Annotated in this window: 18 protein-coding genes, 2 tRNA genes and 1 pseudogene; 6 read left to right on the forward strand and 15 right to left on the reverse strand. The window is 23.4% G+C overall.

Going from position 1 to position 20870, the window contains the following annotated elements; genetic code table 11:
* The first annotated feature begins 3 nt into the window (after window positions 1-3).
* Window positions 4-1134 (forward strand): radical SAM family heme chaperone HemW, encoded by a 1131-nt coding sequence (gene hemW, locus RJT32_RS02765; RefSeq protein ID WP_343154209.1) that lies wholly within the window; start codon window positions 4-6, stop codon window positions 1132-1134.
* A gap of 8 nt (window positions 1135-1142) precedes the next feature.
* Here hemW and trmB read toward each other — a convergent pair whose 3' ends face one another.
* On the reverse strand, window positions 1143-1859 hold the full coding sequence (gene trmB / locus RJT32_RS02770) for a tRNA (guanosine(46)-N7)-methyltransferase TrmB (RefSeq protein ID WP_343154210.1): 717 nt from the start codon (window positions 1857-1859) through the stop codon (window positions 1143-1145).
* Window positions 1860-1982: 123 nt separating this feature from the next.
* On the opposite strand from trmB, the gene mutY reads away from it, so the two are divergent.
* From mutY to murI, 3 genes are all read left to right on the forward strand, one after another.
* Complete coding sequence (gene mutY / locus RJT32_RS02775) at window positions 1983-3023, forward strand: A/G-specific adenine glycosylase (RefSeq protein ID WP_343154211.1); 1041 nt, start codon at window positions 1983-1985, stop codon at window positions 3021-3023.
* A 26-nt stretch (window positions 3024-3049) separates the two neighbouring features.
* Entirely contained in the window at window positions 3050-3289 is a 240-nt protein-coding gene (locus RJT32_RS02780) for an oxidative damage protection protein (RefSeq protein ID WP_343154212.1), read from the forward strand.
* Between the two features lie 62 nt (window positions 3290-3351).
* Window positions 3352-4134: a glutamate racemase gene (murI, locus tag RJT32_RS02785; RefSeq protein WP_343154213.1), complete on the forward strand. Its 783-nt coding sequence runs from the start codon at window positions 3352-3354 to the stop codon at window positions 4132-4134.
* Here murI and sbcB read toward each other — a convergent pair.
* Both sbcB and RJT32_RS02795 read right to left on the reverse strand, forming a co-directional pair.
* Window positions 4121-5575: an exodeoxyribonuclease I gene (gene sbcB, locus RJT32_RS02790; RefSeq protein WP_343154214.1), complete on the reverse strand. Its 1455-nt coding sequence runs from the start codon at window positions 5573-5575 to the stop codon at window positions 4121-4123. The genes murI and sbcB overlap by 14 nt on opposite strands.
* 255 nt (window positions 5576-5830) lie before the next feature.
* Window positions 5831-5903 (reverse strand) — tRNA-Asn (locus tag RJT32_RS02795).
* Window positions 5904-6041: 138 nt separating this feature from the next.
* Here RJT32_RS02795 and RJT32_RS02800 point away from each other — a divergent pair.
* Window positions 6042-6114, forward strand: a tRNA-Ile gene (locus tag RJT32_RS02800).
* 79 nt (window positions 6115-6193) lie between these two features.
* Window positions 6194-6837, forward strand: a pseudogene (pyrE, locus tag RJT32_RS02805) (orotate phosphoribosyltransferase).
* 11 nt (window positions 6838-6848) lie between these two features.
* Here pyrE and dut read toward each other — a convergent pair.
* The 12 genes from dut to RJT32_RS02865 all read right to left on the reverse strand — a co-directional run bounded on the left by dut (window position 6849) and on the right by RJT32_RS02865 (window position 20770).
* Window positions 6849-7310 carry a dUTP diphosphatase gene (dut, locus tag RJT32_RS02810; RefSeq protein WP_343154215.1) on the reverse strand — a complete coding sequence of 154 codons (462 nt, stop codon included), beginning with the start codon at window positions 7308-7310 and terminating at the stop codon, window positions 6849-6851.
* Between the two features lie 34 nt (window positions 7311-7344).
* Window positions 7345-8100, reverse strand: a complete 756-nt coding sequence (gene cysQ / locus RJT32_RS02815) for a 3'(2'),5'-bisphosphate nucleotidase CysQ (RefSeq protein ID WP_343154216.1) — start codon at window positions 8098-8100, stop codon at window positions 7345-7347.
* Between the two features lie 26 nt (window positions 8101-8126).
* Window positions 8127-8576 (reverse strand): 50S ribosomal protein L9, encoded by a 450-nt coding sequence (gene rplI / locus RJT32_RS02820; protein ID WP_343154217.1) that lies wholly within the window; start codon window positions 8574-8576, stop codon window positions 8127-8129.
* 38 nt (window positions 8577-8614) lie between these two features.
* Window positions 8615-8842 (reverse strand): 30S ribosomal protein S18, encoded by a 228-nt coding sequence (rpsR, locus tag RJT32_RS02825; RefSeq protein WP_343154218.1) that lies wholly within the window; start codon window positions 8840-8842, stop codon window positions 8615-8617.
* A 91-nt stretch (window positions 8843-8933) separates the two neighbouring features.
* Entirely contained in the window at window positions 8934-9275 is a 342-nt protein-coding gene (rpsF, locus tag RJT32_RS02830; RefSeq protein ID WP_343154219.1) for a 30S ribosomal protein S6, read from the reverse strand.
* 174 nt (window positions 9276-9449) lie between these two features.
* The gene (gene rnr / locus RJT32_RS02835) at window positions 9450-11642 is read right to left on the reverse strand and encodes a ribonuclease R (protein ID WP_343154220.1); all 2193 of its coding nucleotides are present in this window, start codon (window positions 11640-11642) and stop codon (window positions 9450-9452) included.
* A gap of 64 nt (window positions 11643-11706) precedes the next feature.
* On the reverse strand, window positions 11707-12999 hold the full coding sequence (locus tag RJT32_RS02840) for an adenylosuccinate synthase (protein WP_343154221.1): 1293 nt from the start codon (window positions 12997-12999) through the stop codon (window positions 11707-11709).
* A gap of 25 nt (window positions 13000-13024) precedes the next feature.
* Window positions 13025-13948 carry a protease modulator HflC gene (hflC, locus tag RJT32_RS02845; protein WP_343154222.1) on the reverse strand — a complete coding sequence of 308 codons (924 nt, stop codon included), beginning with the start codon at window positions 13946-13948 and terminating at the stop codon, window positions 13025-13027.
* Between the two features lies 1 nt (window position 13949).
* Entirely contained in the window at window positions 13950-15179 is a 1230-nt protein-coding gene (gene hflK, locus RJT32_RS02850) for an FtsH protease activity modulator HflK (RefSeq protein WP_343154223.1), read from the reverse strand.
* Window positions 15180-15313: 134 nt separating this feature from the next.
* Window positions 15314-16225, reverse strand: coding sequence for a tRNA (adenosine(37)-N6)-dimethylallyltransferase MiaA (miaA, locus tag RJT32_RS02855; RefSeq protein WP_343154543.1), 912 nt, complete (start codon window positions 16223-16225; stop codon window positions 15314-15316).
* Window positions 16226-17695: 1470 nt separating this feature from the next.
* The gene (locus RJT32_RS02860; protein ID WP_343154224.1) at window positions 17696-18871 is read right to left on the reverse strand and encodes a mannitol-1-phosphate 5-dehydrogenase; all 1176 of its coding nucleotides are present in this window, start codon (window positions 18869-18871) and stop codon (window positions 17696-17698) included.
* A 12-nt stretch (window positions 18872-18883) separates the two neighbouring features.
* Entirely contained in the window at window positions 18884-20770 is a 1887-nt protein-coding gene (locus tag RJT32_RS02865; RefSeq protein WP_343154225.1) for a PTS mannitol transporter subunit IICBA, read from the reverse strand.
* Between the last annotated feature and the right edge of the window lie 100 nt (window positions 20771-20870).

The raw sequence follows: 20870 nt of genomic DNA on the forward strand, positions 1-20870 counted from the left end.
ATTATGCTAAAACTTCCTCCAATCAGTTTATACATCCATATTCCATGGTGTATAAAAAAATGTGGATATTGTGATTTTTATTCATATGTTAGTAAAAAAAAAATTCCAGAAGAAAAATATATTTCAAATTTACTTAAAGATTTAGAAAAAGATTTAAAATTAATATATACACGGAAAATAAATAATATTTTCATTGGTGGTGGAACACCTAGTTTATTACATCATAAATCAATCGAAAATTTAATAACAGGAATAAAAAAAAGAACAAAACTTTCTAAGTTCACAGAAATTACTATAGAATCTAATCCAAAATTAATAGAATATAAACGTTTTAAAAATTACAAAAAATCAGGAATTAATCGTTTTTCTTTGGGTATTCAAACATTTAACTCAAATTTATTAAAAAAAATAGAACGAACATATAATAAAAACGAAGCTATAAAAGCAATAAAAGAAGTGAAAAAAATTAACAATAACTTCAATATAGATTTAATGTATGGATTACCAAATCAATCATTAAAAAATGCTTTGTCAGATTTAAAATATGCTGTTAAATATAATCCGACACATATATCATGGTATCAATTCACATTAGAACCTAATACTTCTTTTTACAAAAAAAAATTGAACTTACCCTGTGAAAACATTATATTTCAAATATTGCATCAAGGTGAAAAATTTTTAAAAAAATCAGGATATATTAAGTATGAAATATCTTCATATATGAAACTACAATATAAATGTCGACATAATCTCAATTATTGGAATTTTGGCGACTATATTGGAATAGGATGTGGTGCACATGGTAAAATTACCAAAATAAATGGAGATATTATTAGAACTATTAAGAATAAAAATATAAATCAATTTATTAATGGAAAATATTTAAATAGTAAAAAATTAATCTTAGAAAAAGATAAACCTTTTGAATATTTTATGAACACCTTTAGGTTATACCAACCAATTTATAAAAAACATTTTCAAGAACGTACCAATATTAGTATCAATCAAATAAAAAACAATGTAAAAAAAGCATTAGAAAAAAAATATATTATAGAAAACAAAGATTCTTGGGAAACAACAAAAAAAGGAAAAATATTTCTTAATTCGCTATTAGAAATTTTTTTAAATTAAAAAAATATCTAATATTTAGACTGAAACATTAAATTAAAAATTTTTTTATTTAATATACATGCTTTTTTTTCAAATTTAGTAGAAAAATGAGATGAACAACTTTCAAGATAAGTATCTGTAAGAGACATATTTAAATAACAATGAATATTTTTAATTGTATTTAATATATAATCAGCATATTCTTTTGAATCTGTGACAATATGTAAAATACCATTAAAAATTAATTTTTTTAAAATTTTTTTTAAAAAAATATCTTGTATCATTCGTCTTTTATGATGTTTTTTTTTAGGCCATGGATCTGGAAAAAAAATTTGTATTTTTGATAATGTATGATTTGAAATCATATTTTCAATTACGTCAACTGCATTATAATAAACAATTTTTAAATTTGACAAATTAGCCATATAAGCAAAACGTAAACAAGATCCTATTCCTGGAGGATAAACTTCAATACCTAAAAAATTTTTATTAGCAGAATTAATCGCTGTTTGTACCAAAGTATCTCCTATTCCAAAACCAATCTCTAAAATCACTGGGTAATCATTTTTAAAAACTGATTTAAAATTTAAATATTTTAATTGATAATTAATGCCAAAAAAAGACCAATATTCATGAATGGATTTTAACTGAGATTTGGTAATACGACCTTTTCGAGATATAAAGCTTTTATTTTGTCGTAAAAATATCCCATTTTTATATTTAGGTGTTATAATATTACTTTTCATATTTTGATAAATTATTAATTGTAATTACATAGATATTATAAATTTACATATTAATATTTTAACTTCTTTTTTACAAAAAATACATTTATATCATTTTTAAATTAAAAATAATTTTATAACCAAATGACATTTTATATTTTTTCACAATCAGTACTTAATTGGTATCATCTACATGGAAGAAAAAATCTGCCCTGGCAAAAAGATAAAACATTATATAAAATTTGGATATCTGAAATAATGTTGCAACAAACGAAAGTTAAAACTGTTATTCCATATTTTAATAAATTTATATCAAAATTTCCCAATTTAAGTTCTTTAAATAATAGTACATTAAACGATATACTATATTTGTGGAGCGGACTAGGATACTATAAAAGAGCTCACAATATTTATGAAACATCTAAAATTATACAAAAACAGTTCAATGGAAATTTTCCAGAAAATATTGAAAATTTAACTAAATTACCTGGAATAGGAAAATCTACTGCAGGAGCTATTTTATCTTTTTCATTAAATTATTTTTTTTCTATTTTAGATGGGAATGTAAAAAGAATTTTAATTCGATATTATGGAATAATCGGATGTTCAAACAATACATCGACTGAAAAAAAACTATGGAATTTAATAGAAAAAATTACTCCAATGCACAATACTGGTGCTTTTAATCAAGGTATAATTGATATAGGAGCATTGATTTGTACTTTTAAATCACCTAAATGTAATCTTTGCCCGATTAACATCAAATGCATTGCTTATAAAGAAAAAAAATGGGATAAATATTCTTTTAAAAAAAAACAACAAATAAAAACAAAAAAAAAATACTGGTTTATAATAGTTCGATCTCAAGATAAAGTTTGGATACAAAAAAATACTATAAAAAACATTTGGAAAAATTTATTTTGCTTTCCAAGTTTTGAAAAAAAAAATCAAGCCATACAATGGCTTTTAAAAAACAAAATAAATGTTCAAAAATATAAAAAAATTAATTCTTTTAAATACGAATTTAGTCATTTTAAAATGCAAGTCACCCCAATTTTAATAGAATTATTTTTTAAAGATGATTTTTATCATATTGAAGAAAAAGGAACATGGTATCAGCTAAAAAATCCTCAAAAAATAGGAATACCTAAATTAGTAGAAAAAATTTTAAAATTATTAATATAAATTTTAACTAAAGGAATAATAAAACAATGTCTCGTAAAATTTTTTGTATATTTCTTCAACGAGAATGTGAAGGTCAAGATTTTCCTCCATATCCAGGAAAACTAGGGGAAAAAATATATAAAAAAATATCTAAACAAGCTTGGAAAAAATGGATAAAAGAACAAACTAAAATAATAAATGAAAAAAAATTAAACATGACGAAAGAAAAAGATCAAAAAAAAATAGAAAAATATATGAAATTGTTTTTATTTAAAAATATCATATAAAAATATATTTTTTAAAAAAATGATATTCAATTGAACTTTATAATATTAACTTTATAAATAAAGTGCTTATATTTGACTCTGGTGTAGGTGGTCTATCGATATTGGAAAATATTAAAAATAATTTTCCAAAGATAAATTATATATATTTATTAGATAATGAAGGGTTTCCTTATGGAGAAAAAAAAGAATCTTTTATTATACAAAGAAGTATTAATATCATTAATACAATTCAAAAACTTTATCCAATAAATATTGTTATTATTGCTTGTAATACTGCAAGTACTATATCTTTATCTATATTAAAAAAACACTTTGATATTCCTATTATCGGAGTTTTACCATCGTTAACAAAAGCGAAAAAAATTACAAAAAATAACATCATTGGATTTATAGCAACTAAAGCCACTATAAAAAGTGTATATACTCAAAATATTTTATCTAAATATATTCATTATGAAAAAATAAAAGTAATAGCTACAAACAAATTAGCAGAAATTGCCGAAAAAAAAATTAAAAAATTACCAATTTCTAATTTAGAGTTGAAAAAAGTTTTTAATTCTTGGATTATTTCTATATCACAACCTGACACAATATATCTTGGATGTACTCATTTTACATTTTTAAAAAACGAAATTCAAAATATCTTTAAAAAACCTATTAATTTTGTAGAAACGCACGACAAAGTTACAAGAATGGTAAAAAAATTTTTTTTAAATAACAAATATAATCAAAAAATTAAAAAAAATATTTTTTTGTATTCAAAAAACAACATTGAACCAAATCAACTATTTTGGATTTTAAAAAAATATCAATTTAGATATATTAAACTAATTAATTTAGATTAATTTTTTGATAAAACAAATTTTTATATTTTTTAAAAATATATTTTAGTAATTGATTTAGTAAATGTACTTTTTCTCTATCATAAGAGAAGGTTTCTAAAAGATTTTCAATTTTTATTATATATTCGTTTAAAGCAATTCGATTGAAAATTTTAAAACAATAATTCAACCATTTTTTTTGTTCATTTTGATTTAATATGAAAAAAAAATTTCGAGCTTTATATCGGAAAAAAAGTTCATTTAAACGTGTATCTTTAAAATCTAACTTTAGATTTTTAAAATATACTGGTTTAGTATTTTGAATTTTTGTGATTAATTTTTTATCATGAAAATCAAAAAAATTATCATAAATTTGAACATCTACATTTGATAGTTTGCAAAAAATATTTTGTCGAGAAAAAAATTTTTTTATATAATCTAATATAAAATAATTCAACTTAACAAAATTTATTTTTTCATCTACACAAAAATCTTGAAATTTTAATTTTTTAATATCTTCCTTCCGTATTAGTTGAATAGGAACTAATATCGGACAACGATTTAAATGTATTAATATTAATCCTAAATCAAATAAATCTTTAGAAATAATATCTTCATAGTGATTTGTTTTTAAAAATTCAACTAGTCTTTTTATGTCTTTAAACAAATCTATTGCAATTAATACATTCTTATTGTTTTCTTGAAAAAATAAAGGCAATATAAAACTCATATTATAACGTATCGAAGTAAAATAACTAGAAACATGTAATATAGGTTCAAAATTTTTTAAATTAATTAATTTATACAATTCGTTTCTTTTTCGATATTGAAAAAAAAATTTAAATAATTTTGGTTGTTGTGTTTTTATTAATTTTGCTAACTCAATAGTTGCGTAAACATCAGAAACTGCATCATGTGCATTATCATGTAATATATTGTTTTCTCGAGTTAAATCAGATAGCTTAAAAATAGGTAAACCAAGATTATTTCTCGGCCATTGAATACCATTGGGTCTTAAAATAAAACATACTCTTGTTAAATTCAATAGATCCCATCGTGAATTATTATTTTTCCAACTCCATTCATATGGATCTAAAAAATTACGATAAAATATATTTCTTGTGATTTCATCATCAAACATAATATTATTATAACCTACTATACAAGTATTAGGCTCAATTAAAATATTATAAATTTTTTTAGAAAATTCATGCTCATTAGTACCATTTTTAAATGTATATTGTGGAGTAATTTTCGTTGTTAAAATAGCATATGGTTCTGGAAAATAATCATCCGATGGAAAACAATAAAAACATTTTGGTTCTTCAATAATCTCTAAATTTTCATTTGTTCTAATAGCCGCAAATTGAGCTGGTTTATCTAATGCTGTATGTGTTCCAAAGGTTTCATAATCATAAAATAAAAAAGTAAATTCATTTGAAAAAAAATTTTTATGTATCCGCATTAGTCAATCTTTAATTTAAATAAAATAAATCGCTTAAATATTATCTTTAAATATTAAGAATTTTTAAATATTAAGAATTTATAAAAAATTTTAAAAATATCTCAACTCAAAAATAAATATATAATATTAAGAAAAGGAAAAAATAAGAAATAATTTTAAAATTAAATTCTAAATTTTAAAATATATGAACATATAGATAAGAATAGAAAATAGATATATTACATAAAACTAGATCAAAAGATTCATGAATATTTACTCCCCTGACTGGGCTCGAACCAGTGACATACGGATTAACAGTCCGCCGTTCTACCAACTGAACTACAGAGGAATATTAAAAGTACATTTATATCAAAAATTCATGTATATGTCAAATATTTATAAAATTTTAAATTAACTATAAATTTTTTAAAAGAAGTCTAGATTATTATAAGAAATTCATTTATAGTAAAAGGTGTAAAAATGTTAAGGCCCTTTAGCTCAGTGGTTAGAGCAGGCGACTCATAATCGCTTGGTCGCTGGTTCAAATCCAGCAAGGGCCATTAAAAGTTTATAAAAAATTTAATATTTTTAAATTTAAATATTAACTAAATTTTTCACCATTAATTAGGATTCAATTTGATGGAATGGAAAAAAGAATTTATTGAATTTCTTTTAAAAAAAAAGTCTTAAATTTTGGAAAATTTATACTAAAATCCGGACGTACAAGCCCATATTTTTTTAATTCAGGTTTATTATCTACAGGAAAAGATACTGCTAAAATTGGATCATTTTACGCACGTGCAATAATGGATTTAAATATTAAGTTTGATGTATTATTCGGACCTGCTTATAAAGGTATACCTATCGTAGTTTCTACTTCAATAGCACTTAAAAATCAATATAATTTAAATATTCCATATTCTTTTAATAGAAAAGAAGAAAAAAAATATGGAGAAAAAGGGCAATTAATAGGGGGAGATATTAAAAATAAAAAAATTATTATTTTAGACGATGTCATAACATCAGGCATGTCAATAAATCATTCAATTAAAATTATTGAAAAATCAAATTCTAAAATATCTTCAATTTTCGTTTTGCTAGATCGAAAGGAGAAAAGAGAAAGTAACTTGCATAAAATTAATTATTCAACAAAACAAAAAAGTCATCAAATTAATTCTATCATTACAATTGATGATTTAATTAAATATCTTTCTAAAGAAAAAAAACTAAAAAAATATGCTTCTAAATTAATAGAATATCATATAGAACATGGTACTTTTTAAAATTTTTTATTTTATACTCCAGAATGACCAAATCCACTTGTATGGCGATCAGTTTTTTTAAATTCTTGAACTACACTAAACACAGGTCGAATAATTGGAACAAAAACTATTTGGGCAACTCTATCGTTAGGATAAATATAAAATTCTTTTTTGCTTCTATTCCAAAGTGAAATCATTAATTCTCCTTGATAATCTGAATCAATTAATCCTACTAAATTACCTAAAACAATACCATTCTTATGACCTAATCCAGATCGAGGTAGAATTAAAGCAGTAATATAAGGGTTTTCAATATATATCGAAATTCCAGTTGGAACTAAAATCACTTCTGTAGCGTGTAAAAGTATTTTTTTGCTTATCGATGCCTTCAGATCCAATGCAGACGATCCGGAAGTAGCATATTCAGGTAAAAAATTGCTATTTTTTTTATTATTAGTATTATCGTTTAGAAATTTAATTTGAATTTTACTCATGTTCATAATTATTTAATTAAAGTATATTTTAATGTCATGATAAAACTAAAAAATCTGGATTCATTAAAGATTTTTCAGAAATTAAAAAATAATTTAAATCTTTTTCTTCATTATTACTATATGTTATTACCCTACCCCCCGCAGCTTTTACAATTGCATCTCCTGCCGCCGTATCCCAAATATATGTTGCTCCAAATCGTGGATAAATTTGAGCTTTTCCTTCTGCTATATAACCAAACTTTAGAGATGAACCCAATTTTTCTATTGTATATTGTTTTGTTTTTCTTAATAAATCATATATTTTTTTATTTGGATGTGATCGACTTATAAGAAATTTTGGTATATTTGATGAAACAACAGAAATTTTTTTTTTATATCCTTTAGAATCTACTTTCCAAGCTTTATTTTTATACGCGCAATATAAAATATTAAAAAAAGGAGCATATATAACACCTAAAATAGGTATTCCATCTTTAATTAAACTAATATTAACTGTAAATTCTCCATTTTTTTTTAAAAACTCTTTAGTTCCATCTAGTGGATCAATTAACCAATAGAGATTCCAATTTTTATTATATTTAATATAATGTATATCTTCCTCAGATAATATAGACACATTAGGTAAAATAGTAAATAATCCATTTTTAATAATTTCATTAGAAATTTTATCTGCATTAGTCACTGGACTTTTATCTATTTTATATGAAATATTTATTAATTTACTAGAATAATAACATTTCATAATAGCATCTCCGGCATCTTTCGCTAACTTACAAATTTTTTTGAGCATTTAACACCATTTTAAAAATTAAGCTATTATTTTGAAATTATATTAACTATAAAATATTCAAATATTTCATGATGCGGTTGAAAAATTACTTGATGTTCTCCTGTATAACGTAAAACTCCATTAGGTAATTTTATTTCTTTTTTGTTTATTTTAAAATCTATTTTAGACATTTCTGAAATAATATCTTTAATACCTATAGAACCGAATATTTTCTTGTCTTTTCCAACTTTAGAAAAAATTGTTATAGATTTTATATTCTTTATTTTTTCAGCGCGAGATTTAGCAATAAGTAACTTTTTAATACCTTCTTCTTTTAATTTAATTTGTTGTGCTTCAAAAGATTCAATATTTTTTTTATCAGCTAAAATAGCTTTTCCTTTAGGAATTAAATAATTTCTTGCATAACCTGATTTAACTTTTACAATTTTACCAGAATCACCTAATTTATTAACTTTTAACAAAAGAATGACTTCCATTATTTTTTAATCCCTTTAAAAATATAATTAAATTAACTTTAACGATGTTGGTCAGTATATGGAAGAAGAGCAAGATATCTTGCTTTTTTAATAGCTCTTGACAACTGACGTTGGTATTTAGCTCGTGTTCCAGTAATACGACTTGGTACAATTTTACCATTTTCTGTAATATAACTTTTTAACATAGAGATATCTTTATAATCTATTTCTTGAATGCCTTCTGCTGTAAAACGACAAAATTTCCTACGACGGAAATAACGTACCATATAAAATATCCTCTAAAATAAAATGTTTTCTAAATTTATATATATTTTAAAAATATTATAAATAAAATTTTTATAAATTATTTTTAAATAATTATTTTTTTTCTTTTTTTTCTTCTTTTAACTTCATTATTGGAGATACTTCATTAATTGCTTTTTTTACTAATATAATCATGTTTCGAACTATTGCAACGTTAAAACGAAAATCTGTTTCTAACAAACTAATCACTTTTGGAAAAACTTCTATATTGAAAAGAAGATAATGCGCTTTATGTAACTTATTAATAGAATATGCTAGTTGTTTTCTTCCCCAGTCTTCTAATCGATGTATTTTACCCGAATTATCAATAATTATTTTTTTATATTTTTCAATTATTGAATTAATTTGATCACTATAATCAGGATGTACTATACAAACTATTTCGTAATGACGCATAAAATAACGCTCCTTTTGGATTTTTTAGTCTCCTATTATTAAATTTTATATTAAGATAGGAAACAAGGAACTAAATAAAACTATTTTAAATACATGGTATTTTAATTTAATAAAAAAATCAATTAAATTTCATTGTATAAAAGTTCAAAAAAAATCAAAATTTTAATAACTAATTTAATTAGAACATAAAGATAATTCTATTTTTTTTTGAATAAAATTAACAGAAATTACTTTTACTTGAACAAGATCACCTAATCGAAAAATATTTTTGGTGGATTTTCCAATAAATTTTAATCCAATAGAATCAAAATAATAATTATCATTTAAATTTTCTATTCGAACTAATCCATCAATAAAATATTTATTTAAACGAACAAAAAAACCGAAAGAAACAACACTTGAAACCACACCTGTAAATGTATTTCCAATTTTTTTCTTCATGAAATCACATTTTAACCAATCCATAACATCTCTAGTAGCTTCATCTGCACGCCTTTCAGTCATAGAACAATGCATACCGATTTTTTTTATTCGATTTAAATTAAACAAATTATTTTCTTTTTTTAAATCTTTCATATACTCATTTGGTTTAAATAAAACACATTTAATTGCTCTATGTAATAAAAGATCCGGATATCTTCTAATAGGTGACGTAAAATGTACATAGCTAGATAAAGATAAACCAAAGTGTCCATGATTATCCGGCGAATATACTGCTTGTTTCATTGACCTTAATAATACAGTCTGAATCATTTCATAATCTGGACGACTTTTAATTTTTGTTAAAAAATCTGAATAATCAATCGATTTTGGATTTTTACCTCCAGGTAAAAATAAACCTAATTCACTCAAAATAATTCGCAAGTTTTCAATACTATCTTGCGAAGGACGATCATGATTTCGAAATAAAATTGGATATTGATATTTTTTTATCAATTTAGATGAAGCTATATTTGCTAAAATCATACATGATTCAATAAACTTATGCGCATCATTTCTAATATGTCGATAAATATTTTTGATTTTAAAATTCGCATCTAAATTAAACTTAATTTCTGTATTTTCAAAATAAATACCTTTTTTAGATATATTATATTTTTTAAAAATTTTCTGTAAGGATAATAAATTTTTAATATGTTTTAACAATCTATTGTATTTTAAACAAAGTTGAATATCATGGTTCCAAATTTTAAATATCTCATCATATGTGAAACGTCCATGAGAACAAATAATTGCTTCATAATGTTTATATTGAGTTAATTCCCCTGTATTCGATAAACTCATCTCACATATTAAACATAAACGTTCTACATAAGGATTTAAAGAACATAAATTTATAGATATTTTTTCTGGTAACATGGGAATTACTAATTTAGGAAAATAGATAGAATTACCTCTTTTTAAAGCTTCTTGATCTAAAGGAGTTCCTGGTTTAACATAATGACTAACATCTGAAATAGCTACTAATAAATCCCAACCTTCTTTACTAGTTTTTTTTTTACAAAAAACAGCATCATCAAAATCACAAGAATCTTTTTCATCAATAGTAAAAAATGGAAGATGTCTTAAATCTATACGGTTTTTAAATTCTTTTTTATCAATTTTATTATTTATTGTATGCAATTGATTTTCCACTTCTTTAGGCCATAAATAAGGAATATCATGCGTACGAATTGCAATATTTGTAATAAGAGCAGTGTGCATTTTATAGCTACTTCCAAGAACTTCGACTATTGTTCCTTGGATTTTATTATTTTTATTTAAAACATTTCTATTTAACTTAACAACAACAATAGACCCTATAGCAAGATTTTTTGTTATAGTGGATGAAAAAATAAATATTTTAAAATTAAATCGATTATCATCAGGTGTAACATATTTCATGTTATTCTCAATATAATATCGACCAACAATTAAAACGTTATTCGGTTTTAATATTTTTAATATTTTCGCTAAATTTTTTCCTTTTTTTTCATATCTTACAATATGTGCTAAAACAATATCACCATGAATACATAATTTCATTTGTTGAATAGAAAGCCAAAGATCTTCTTGTAATGTTTCACTTCTAAGAAAACCGTAACCATCTCTATGACCTATAACTTTTCCTATAACTATTTTAAGATTTTCTAGGGCAATATAACAATGATTATATGTATATACAATTTGCTTATCTCTTTCCATTGCCCTTAATCTTCGACGTAATGCTTTTTTATCTTTTTGATGATTAATATTAAATTTATTTTCTATTTTTTTTTGATTAATTAAATCTTTATATGTTTTTAAAAAAGATAAAATACATTCCCGACTAGGAATAAGGTGTATAAATTTTTTATGGTTGTTTTGTTGGTAGGTATCTACTACCATGCTTACTTCTCCAGTAATATCACTTAATTAACATTTTTTAAAGCTTTTATTAGTAAATATAAAATTATACAAAAAGATTTCGAACTAAAATAGTATCATTACGATCGGGCCCAGTAGAAATCATATCAACTGGAATTCCTGCAATTTTTTCAATAGATTTTATATAATTTTTTGCTGCTTTCGGTAGATCTTCTATTTTTTTTATACCTGAAGTGTTTTGCATCCAACCTGGATATGTTTCATATATTGGCTTTATATTTTCTAAATTAACAAAAGATACGTTAGTATAAATTTCTAATGTATTTATATCTTGATATGCTGTACAAATTTTTATTTCTTTTAAATTATCTAAAACATCTAATTTTGTTATACATAATGCAGATAAAGAGTTTAATTGGATAGAATAACGTAAAGCAACACCATCTAACCACCCAGTACGTCTTTTACGACCAGTAGTAGATCCAAATTCGTTTCCTTTTTTCGAAAGATATTCATCTATATTATTAAAAAGCTCGGTAGGAAAAGGTCCATTTCCTACTCTTGTCGAATAAACTTTTGTTACACCTAAAATATAATCTAAATTTTTTGGACCTACTCCTGTTCCAGTAATAACTCCTCCTATAGTACTATTAGAAGAAGTTACATAAGGATATGTGCCATGATCAATGTCTAATAAACTACCTTGTGCACCTTCAAAAATAATACTTTTTTTATTTTGAATTGCTTTATGTAACATCATAGTAGTATCTACTATCATATCATTAATTATATTTTTAAATTTTAACAAATCTTTTAAAATAATTTTATAATTAAATGATGCATGCTGATAAATAGAAACTAATTGATTATTATAATAATCGACGATATTTTTTAATTTAATAGATAATTTATTTTCATCTTTTAAATCTCCAACTCGCAAAGAGCGACGAGCAACTTTATCTTCATATGCCGGTCCAATTCCTCTTCCTGTTGTACCAATAGAATTTACTCCTAATTTTTTTTCACGAACTATATCCATGGTAATATGAAAAGGTAAAATTAAAGAAGCAGAGTGTGAAATAAAGAGACGTTTCTTAATAAAGAAATTATGTTTTTTCAACATTTCAATTTCTTTAACTAATTCAGAAATAGAAATTACAACTCCATTTGAAATTATTCCGATAACATTGGGATGTAATAAACCTGATGGAATTATATGGAGAACAATTTTTTTATTCTCTACTACAAGAGTATGACCTGCATTATTCCCACCATGATATCTAACTACATAAGAGCTATTTTGTGATAAATAATCAACTATCTTGCCTTTACCTTCATCGCCCCATTGTGTTCCTAAAATAACAATATTTTTTTGCATTTTACATACCTATTTACAAATATTTTTAATGTGAAATCATTTGATTCATATATTGAAAAAACTTATTATCAGAACTAATTAAAATAATATTATTTTTATTTTTAAAACTATTTTCATAAGCATGTAAACTTCGCATAAATAAATAAAAAGAAAAATCTTTTTTAAGATTTTCTGCAAATAATTTTGCTACTTCAGCCTCCCCTTGCCCTTTTAATATTAAAGCTTTTTTTCTTGCTTCTGCTAATATCATTGATACTTTATAATCAGCCATTGCACGTAATTTTTCTGCTTTTTCTTGCCCTTGAGAGCGCTGACTTCTTGCAACAGCTTCTCTCTCTGCTCGCATTCTATTATATATAGCCTCAGAAACTTCAGTAGGTAAATTAATTTGTTTAATTCGAACATCTACAACTTCAATTCCTAAAGCATTCATACTATTCACATTAATTTCAGATGAATTTATTAAATTTACTGTTCCTTTGTTTAAAGAATGAAGAACATCTGTTGTCAATCTTCCTCGAGAATCAGTTACAATTTCTTTGACGTTTAAGCATCCTATTTCAGATCGTAATCGATCACTGAATTTTCTTTTAAGCAAAACCTCAGCTTGATAAACATCTCCGTTACCAGTAGCTAAATAATAACGACTAAAATCACTAATACGCCATTTTATATAAGAATCTACAATCAGATCTTTCTTTTCTTTTGTCACAAAACGATCAGCTTGATTATCCATAGTATGAATCCGAGCATCTAACATTTTAACGGTTTCCAAAAACGGAATTTTAAAATGTAATCCAGGTTCATAAATTAATGTTTTTTGATCATTATTTTTTAATACTTTTCCAAATTGTAAAATAATTCCACGATGTCCCTCTTTCACGATAAACAATGAAGAGGAAATAAAAAAAAGAAAAATACTCGATAAACAAATTAATACTTTATTCATATTATTCTCTCTCTATATCTTGAATATGATTTCGAATTGCGTTTATACCTCTTTCTTTAATAAAATTATTAGAAGATAGCGAAGATAAAGCATTAATCTTTTTATCTTGCTTTAAAAAATTAGATTTATTTTTTATTGATTTACTTAAATTTAAAAATGATTTATTATTTTTTTTTGTATTATTAAAAAAATTATTTAGCGATAAAAATAATGTTGAATTATTATGTTTATCAATAAAAACCTTTTGAGTGGTGCTCAATAATCTTTCCATAGATTCTATATAAATTCTTTTGAGGGTAATTTCTTTTTCTTTTTTATACTCTGGTAAAATTTTTAAAAATCGAAGAACTTCCCCTTGAGCTTCGAGAATTATACGAGAAGAATATGCTTTAGCTTCTTCTAAAATGCGCTGTGCTTTTCCATTAGCTTTGGGTTGTACTTCATTTGCATATGCTTCAGCTTCACGCACATATTGCTCCCGATTTTCACGAGCTGCAATTGCATCGTCAAAAGCAGCTTTTACCTCTTCAGGAGGTCTTGCAGTTTGAAAATTGACATCTAATATAGTTATCCCCATATCATATGGTTTAATGGTTTTTTCAATTTCCTTTTGAGTATCATGCCTAACTAAAGTACGTCCTTCAGTCAAAATACGATCCATAGTCGAACGTCCAATGACTCCACGAAGAGCACTATCAGTTGCTTGCCTTAAACTATCATCAGGGTATATAACAGAAAAAAGATAACTAGAAGGATTGGTAATTTTGTATTGCACATTCATTTCTACGCGAACTACGTTTTCATCAGAGGTTAACATGATACCTGAAGTTGCTAATTCACGAACTGTTTCAACATTAACAGCTTTTACATCGTTAATAAAAGTTGGGCGCCAATTTAACCCAGGCTCTACTAAATGACTAAATTTACCAAAATGAGTAACTACTCCTCTTTCAGCTTCTTTAATAGTATAAAACCCGCTCGCACACCAAATCAAAAAAGCTATTATAGTTAATATAAAAAAAGGATGAATTTTTTTGTTTATCGAGTTTGAAGAATTAGCGGTATTATTAATTATATTATTAACATTATAAAAAAATTTTTTAAAATTTAATGAAGGTTTTTTTTCGTTTTTTGTATGCTCTTTCTTTCCGAAATCATCTTTTTTTGAACCATTCTTTTTCCCCCAAGGATCTAGTTCTGGTTCATGATTATTTAGTTCGTTCCAGGCCATTTTATGCCTCATTAATTAGTTTTAATGCTATTATCTATTTTAATAATTTAAATAATATATCTTATATTATAAAATATGAAAACTGTATTATTTTATAATTTTTAAACATGTACGGATGTAAAATAATTTATAAATCAAATATCAAATTTATGTTTCTTTTCAAGAATATTTAACATCTCTTTAACAATAATATGCGGAGTAGAACTAATTAAAAAATAAATATTTTTCCATTTTTTTAGCCAAGTTAATTGATGTTTAGCTAATTTTCTCGTTGCAAAAATAATTTTAGAAACCATTTCGTTATAACTAATTTGATATTCAAGGTACTCCCACATTTGTCTATATCCTATGCATCGTATAGATGGTAATTCTTTATGTAAGTCTCCTCGAAAAAATAAATTTTCTACTTCCTCTTGAAAACCTAACGTTAACATTTTTTTTACACGTAATTCAATTTTATCATATAACCATTGTTTACTTTGAGGTAAAATAGAAAATTGAATGATATTATATGGTAATTCACTCAACATGTTGTTTTTAAAAGACGTCATTGTTTTTCCAGAAATATAAAATACTTCTAATGCTCTTAATAATCTTTGAAAATCATTTTTATGAATATTACTTGCAGATATGGGATCTATAAAATTTAATTTTTCATATAAAAAATATTTATTATATTTTGATTTATCTAATAAATATCTTCGAATTTCAAAATTGGAAGGAGGTAAATCAGATAAACCATATAATAATACATGATAATAAAACATTGTCCCACCAACTAGTAATGGTAATTTTCCTAATTTTAAAATACTTTTTATTTCTCTATAAGCATCTTTTCTAAACTCGCCGGCTGAATAAAATTCACTAGGATCTTTAATATTTAATAGACGATGTGGATGCATTTTTAAATCTAAATAATTCGGTTTATCTGTTCCAATATCCATTTCTCGATAAATTAAAGCTGAATCCACACTAATTATTTCTATTGGTAAATATTTTCTAAGATATATAGCAGTTTTGCTTTTTCCGCATCCAGTAGGGCCTATTAAAAAAAAGATAGTAGGTTTTTTTGACTGAAAAAAATTTATATTTTTCATAATGCTTTATCAAGTGTGCTTTATACAATAACTTTAAATTAGCATTTTTTAATACTAAAGTATTTTATTTCTTACAAATATAAATTTATTTAAACTTTAAGATATTTTTAATAAAGATATTAAAAGATATTAATAAATTAATATTTTTTTAAAAATATAAGGTATTTTTTAGCAATTCAAGTGTTTCTTGAAAAAACTTAGATTTACAAAGTATTAAATAACTTTTTAAATATTTGATATTAATTTAACAAATAAAAACGAACACTTAAAATTTAAATATATGTTTTTGAATAGTACTGTAAATTATATTGATTAGCAATTGTAGGAAAAAAGAAACTAAATTAATATTATATTATTAAAATACTATATGAATAATTCTTCATCATAAAAGACATAAATAATTGAAATTTTCTTTTAAATAATTACTAATTATATCATTAATATTTTTAAAAAAATTTTTAGTTGATTGATTAATATGTATCGAGATAATATATAAAATTTTTAATACAATATTCTTTTTTTTCAACAAGTTTCATGTTAAAAATCATTTTATTTAATACTTTTTTAAATAAACGAGTAAATAATGCACATTTTATTAGTTTTAGACAATCAAATATTAATATTTGATCAATATATAAAAAAAATATACTTCGTTCTACCTTTCTATTTGAAAGGTTTTAAATTGATATATTTTATTAACCAAGCTATAAATCGATTATTAAGAATATTAAATATTTTAAAAAATTTAAAAATTCACTATCCATAAAAATAATTTAAGGTTGTTTTTTTAAATTATAAGTAAATATTAATATTTAGTTTGTTAAATGCGCTATTAAGAAATTCGATACAATTAAAAATTTTTTGTATTTAGAACTGAATTTTTTTTGCATAAATAAAATATTTAATTTAAAAAAAAATTTGTTTTTTATTATATCATAAATTTTTAAAAATTATGGCTTTATCTTTTTCTAAAAAAATCAAAATAATTAGATTTTTGATAAAATAAATTTTTTATCAAAATAGTAACTTACCAAATAAAATATAAAAATATATTTAATTTTCTTAACACCTTTTGAGCATATTATTTATTAAACATAATGACATTTAAAAAATAAAATTGATCTAATGTTTTTAATCTTTTAATAATACTTTTTCTCAAAATTTAATCAAATAATTCAATTATAAAAAATAAAAATTTTATACATGATAGTTTGTTAGATTAATCTTAAAATTATTATATTGATAATTAGTTAAAACTATTTTTAAATATTGATCTTAATTTGTATAAATTTTTCATTTACACTATTTTCTAAAATTTTTTTTGAAACAGAAAAAATTTGTAAATAATTTCTACAACTAAAATTATAATAATTATATTTATCGATATATTAAAAGCATATGTATTATTTTCTATAAAAATTAATTAAATTTTTCAGAATAAACTGCATTTATTGAAATATATGCGTTAATAATTGCATTCATTTCTTGACTGCCTAATTGTAAATTAGAAATTTGATTTAATGTTTTTTCAACACCTAAAGTTTTGATCAGATCATTCATTTTTATAGACTCTAAATCATTTTTGTTTTTATAACATAAAGCTGCTGCAATACCTTTGGTTAAATTATGGTATGGTAAATCATATTTTTTTGCTGATAATAAAGGTTTTATTAAACGTTCATTTTCACTTAATTTTTGTAATGGGTTTCGTGCAATACGTTCAACGTTATCTATTAAAAAAGGATTTTTAAAACGAGTTAAAATATTTTTAATATAAAAAAAATGCATTTTTTTATCAAAGTTATATTTTTTAATTAATGTTAATCCACTTTCTTCCATCGCACTTTGAACAATATTTTTTATATCATGATCTTGAATACTTTCATATATAGTTGTATATTTTTTTGTCCAACCTAAATATGCTGCAATAGCATGCCCTGTATTTAACGTCAAAATTTTTCTATCTATAAAAGACATTAAATCATCGCTTCTAGTCATATCAATAATTTTAGGTATATCTCCTTTAAATTGCTTTTTATTAACTATCCATTCTTTAAAATTTTCAGCAATTAATGATAAATTATTTTTTTCAAAAGATAATGTTGATGGTACGATTGTATCGATGCTACAATCAACAAAGCCGATATATTTATTTAAATATTGATGATATTTTAGAGAAATTATTTTATAAATAAGATTTTTTAAAAAAGAACTGGCTTGAGTTTTATTTTCACAAGCAATTATATTTAAAGGTATTATAGATTTTAATTTAATTTTTAATATAATTCCTTCTGCTAGAATAAAGGCAATTTTTTTAAGAGAACTCACACCAACTGCAGTTGTGATTAAACCAACGTTAGATATAATTTTTAAAAGATCAGGACAATTTAAATAAATTGCTCGAAAATTATTAACATGAATAATTTTTTCATAGTTGTACCCTACTAATTTCACTTTATAATTTTTACAATCATTTAACGAATTTATTAAATTCTCATTCACATCAGTAAAAGTAAGATCATAACCAGATTGGAATATTGTTCTGCCAATAAAAGCTCGACCAATATTTCCAGCTCCAAAATGTAACACTTTCATATAAAATCCCAATTAAATATTTAAATATGATAAAACATCTTCTACATGTTTTGTTTTAGATAACTTATGAATAATTTCTTGATTATCTAATGCATTTGTAATCTTACTAACTACCATAATATGTTCATTATTTTTAGCAGCTATACCAATTACAAGATAAGCGATATCATTAATATTATCTCCAAAACGTACACCCTTTGGAAACTGACAAAACACTATTCCAGTTTTTAAAATAGCATCTTTTGATTTAATCGTACCATGTGGTAATGCAATATGCTCTCCCAACCAGGTAGATGTAATTTTTTCTCTTTCTAACATTGCATCAATATAATCGTTTTTAACATAACCTTGATCAACTAAATATTTACCAACTATTTTGATAGCTTGTTCTTTATTTTCAGCACATTGATTCAGAAATATATTGTCTTTACTTAATCGAAATAATGTTTTTAATTGATCTTTCTCATCAATATTATTTTTGTTAATTGACTTCTGATTATTATCAACATTTTTATTTTCAATTAATTTGTCGACTAAAAAATCATAAAACATATTATCAAGGAAATTAACTAAAGATATATGTTTCGAATGAGGAGCATATTCTTTAGCTCGCGAAGTTAAATTCTTGTGCGTGATAACCATATCAATATTTTTTGGTATAGAATGGATAGACACATTGGATATAGCTATATAAGTTAAATTTTTTTTTCTTATTTTTTTCCGAAGAATACTTGCACCTATTGCGCTAGATCCCATTCCAGCATCACAAGCTACTGCAATTGTATTAATATTTTTAAAAAAACAATCTGGTTTATCACCATAATCTTCTAACCAAGAACTATTAACTACTTTTTTAGATGATTTAAAAAATTTTTTATTTTTATCATCAATAAATTTTAATAATATAATAGAAGTTAAAAAAGAAATAATAAAAGAAGCAAAAATAGAGAATATATTAATACAATAAAAATCTTTTTTTGTCATTGCTAAAATAGCTAAAATAGAACCTGGAGAAACAGCTCCAATTAAACCTCCTTGAAAACAAACAAGTATAAAAATATTAGTCATACTTCCTAAAATAAGCGATAATAAAAATTTAGGATTCATCAAAACATAAGGAAAATAAACCTCGTGAACTCCTCCTAAAAATTGAATAATTGCAGCTCCTCCAGCTGATTTAGAAGATTTATCTTTCCCTAAAAAAAAACAGGCAAGAAGCACACCAAGTCCTGGTCCAGGATTCGATTCTATTAAAAAAAATATAGAGTTTTTGTTGTCTAAAATATCTTGAAGACCTAATGGAGAAAAAATTCCATGATTAATTGTGTTATTTAAAAAAAATATTTTAGCAGGTTCAATGATAATTGCTATAAAAGGTAATAAATTATAATGTATAATTATTTTTAATAAATAACCTATAGAAGTTGAAATCCACTCAATATAAGGACCGATAAAAAAAAATGAAATTATTGTTAATAATATTCCAATAATTGAAATAGAAAAATTATTAACTAACATTTCAAATCCATTTTTTATTTTATCTTTTACTAGACTATCAAAATTTTTAATAATCCATCCACCTAATATTCCAGCAACCATTCCTCCTAATAACATAGGTATTTTAGTGTTTGCAATCATTCCAATAGTAGTAATGCTTCCAATGATACCACCTCTTTCACCTCCTATTATTCGACCCCCAGTATATCCAATGAGAATTGGTAAAAGATAAAATATCATAGGTGAAATTAATTCTGCTAAAACTGTATTTGGTTTCCAACCTAATGGTGCAAATAAAGCACTCATTATACCCCATGCAATAAAAATGCTTATATTAGGCATCATGATATTACTTAAAAAACGACCAAAATTTTGTATTTTACATTTAATTGATTGAAACATATTCATTACTCATCAATTGAAAATATATTAATATCAAATATTAATATAAATAATCAGTTATTATTTTTTTAATACAAAATCTAATATTAATTATTTAAAT

Source organism: Buchnera aphidicola (Aphis aurantii), from assembly GCF_039388985.1.
Lineage (GTDB): Bacteria > Pseudomonadota > Gammaproteobacteria > Enterobacterales > Enterobacteriaceae > Buchnera > Buchnera aphidicola_BL.

What these genes read in the sequence shown, in the direction of transcription:
- dut (WP_343154215.1), bottom strand. Translation starts at nt 7,310, where the DNA reads ATGAGTAAAATTCAAATTAAATTTCTAAACGATAATACTAATAATAAA.
- rplI (WP_343154217.1), bottom strand. Translation starts at nt 8,576, where the DNA reads ATGGAAGTCATTCTTTTGTTAAAAGTTAATAAATTAGGTGATTCTGGT.
- RJT32_RS02840 (WP_343154221.1), bottom strand. Translation starts at nt 12,999, where the DNA reads ATGCAAAAAAATATTGTTATTTTAGGAACACAATGGGGCGATGAAGGT.
- RJT32_RS02865 (WP_343154225.1), bottom strand. Translation starts at nt 20,770, where the DNA reads ATGTTTCAATCAATTAAATGTAAAATACAAAATTTTGGTCGTTTTTTA.
- RJT32_RS02860 (WP_343154224.1), bottom strand. Translation starts at nt 18,871, where the DNA reads ATGAAAGTGTTACATTTTGGAGCTGGAAATATTGGTCGAGCTTTTATT.
- RJT32_RS02780 (WP_343154212.1), top strand. Translation starts at nt 3,050, where the DNA reads ATGTCTCGTAAAATTTTTTGTATATTTCTTCAACGAGAATGTGAAGGT.
- hemW (WP_343154209.1), top strand. Translation starts at nt 4, where the DNA reads ATGCTAAAACTTCCTCCAATCAGTTTATACATCCATATTCCATGGTGT.
- rpsF (WP_343154219.1), bottom strand. Translation starts at nt 9,275, where the DNA reads ATGCGTCATTACGAAATAGTTTGTATAGTACATCCTGATTATAGTGAT.
- hflC (WP_343154222.1), bottom strand. Translation starts at nt 13,948, where the DNA reads ATGAATAAAGTATTAATTTGTTTATCGAGTATTTTTCTTTTTTTTATT.
- rpsR (WP_343154218.1), bottom strand. Translation starts at nt 8,842, where the DNA reads ATGGTACGTTATTTCCGTCGTAGGAAATTTTGTCGTTTTACAGCAGAA.
- hflK (WP_343154223.1), bottom strand. Translation starts at nt 15,179, where the DNA reads ATGGCCTGGAACGAACTAAATAATCATGAACCAGAACTAGATCCTTGG.
- rnr (WP_343154220.1), bottom strand. Translation starts at nt 11,642, where the DNA reads ATGGTAGTAGATACCTACCAACAAAACAACCATAAAAAATTTATACAC.
- sbcB (WP_343154214.1), bottom strand. Translation starts at nt 5,575, where the DNA reads ATGCGGATACATAAAAATTTTTTTTCAAATGAATTTACTTTTTTATTT.
- trmB (WP_343154210.1), bottom strand. Translation starts at nt 1,859, where the DNA reads ATGAAAAGTAATATTATAACACCTAAATATAAAAATGGGATATTTTTA.
- mutY (WP_343154211.1), top strand. Translation starts at nt 1,983, where the DNA reads ATGACATTTTATATTTTTTCACAATCAGTACTTAATTGGTATCATCTA.
- cysQ (WP_343154216.1), bottom strand. Translation starts at nt 8,100, where the DNA reads ATGCTCAAAAAAATTTGTAAGTTAGCGAAAGATGCCGGAGATGCTATT.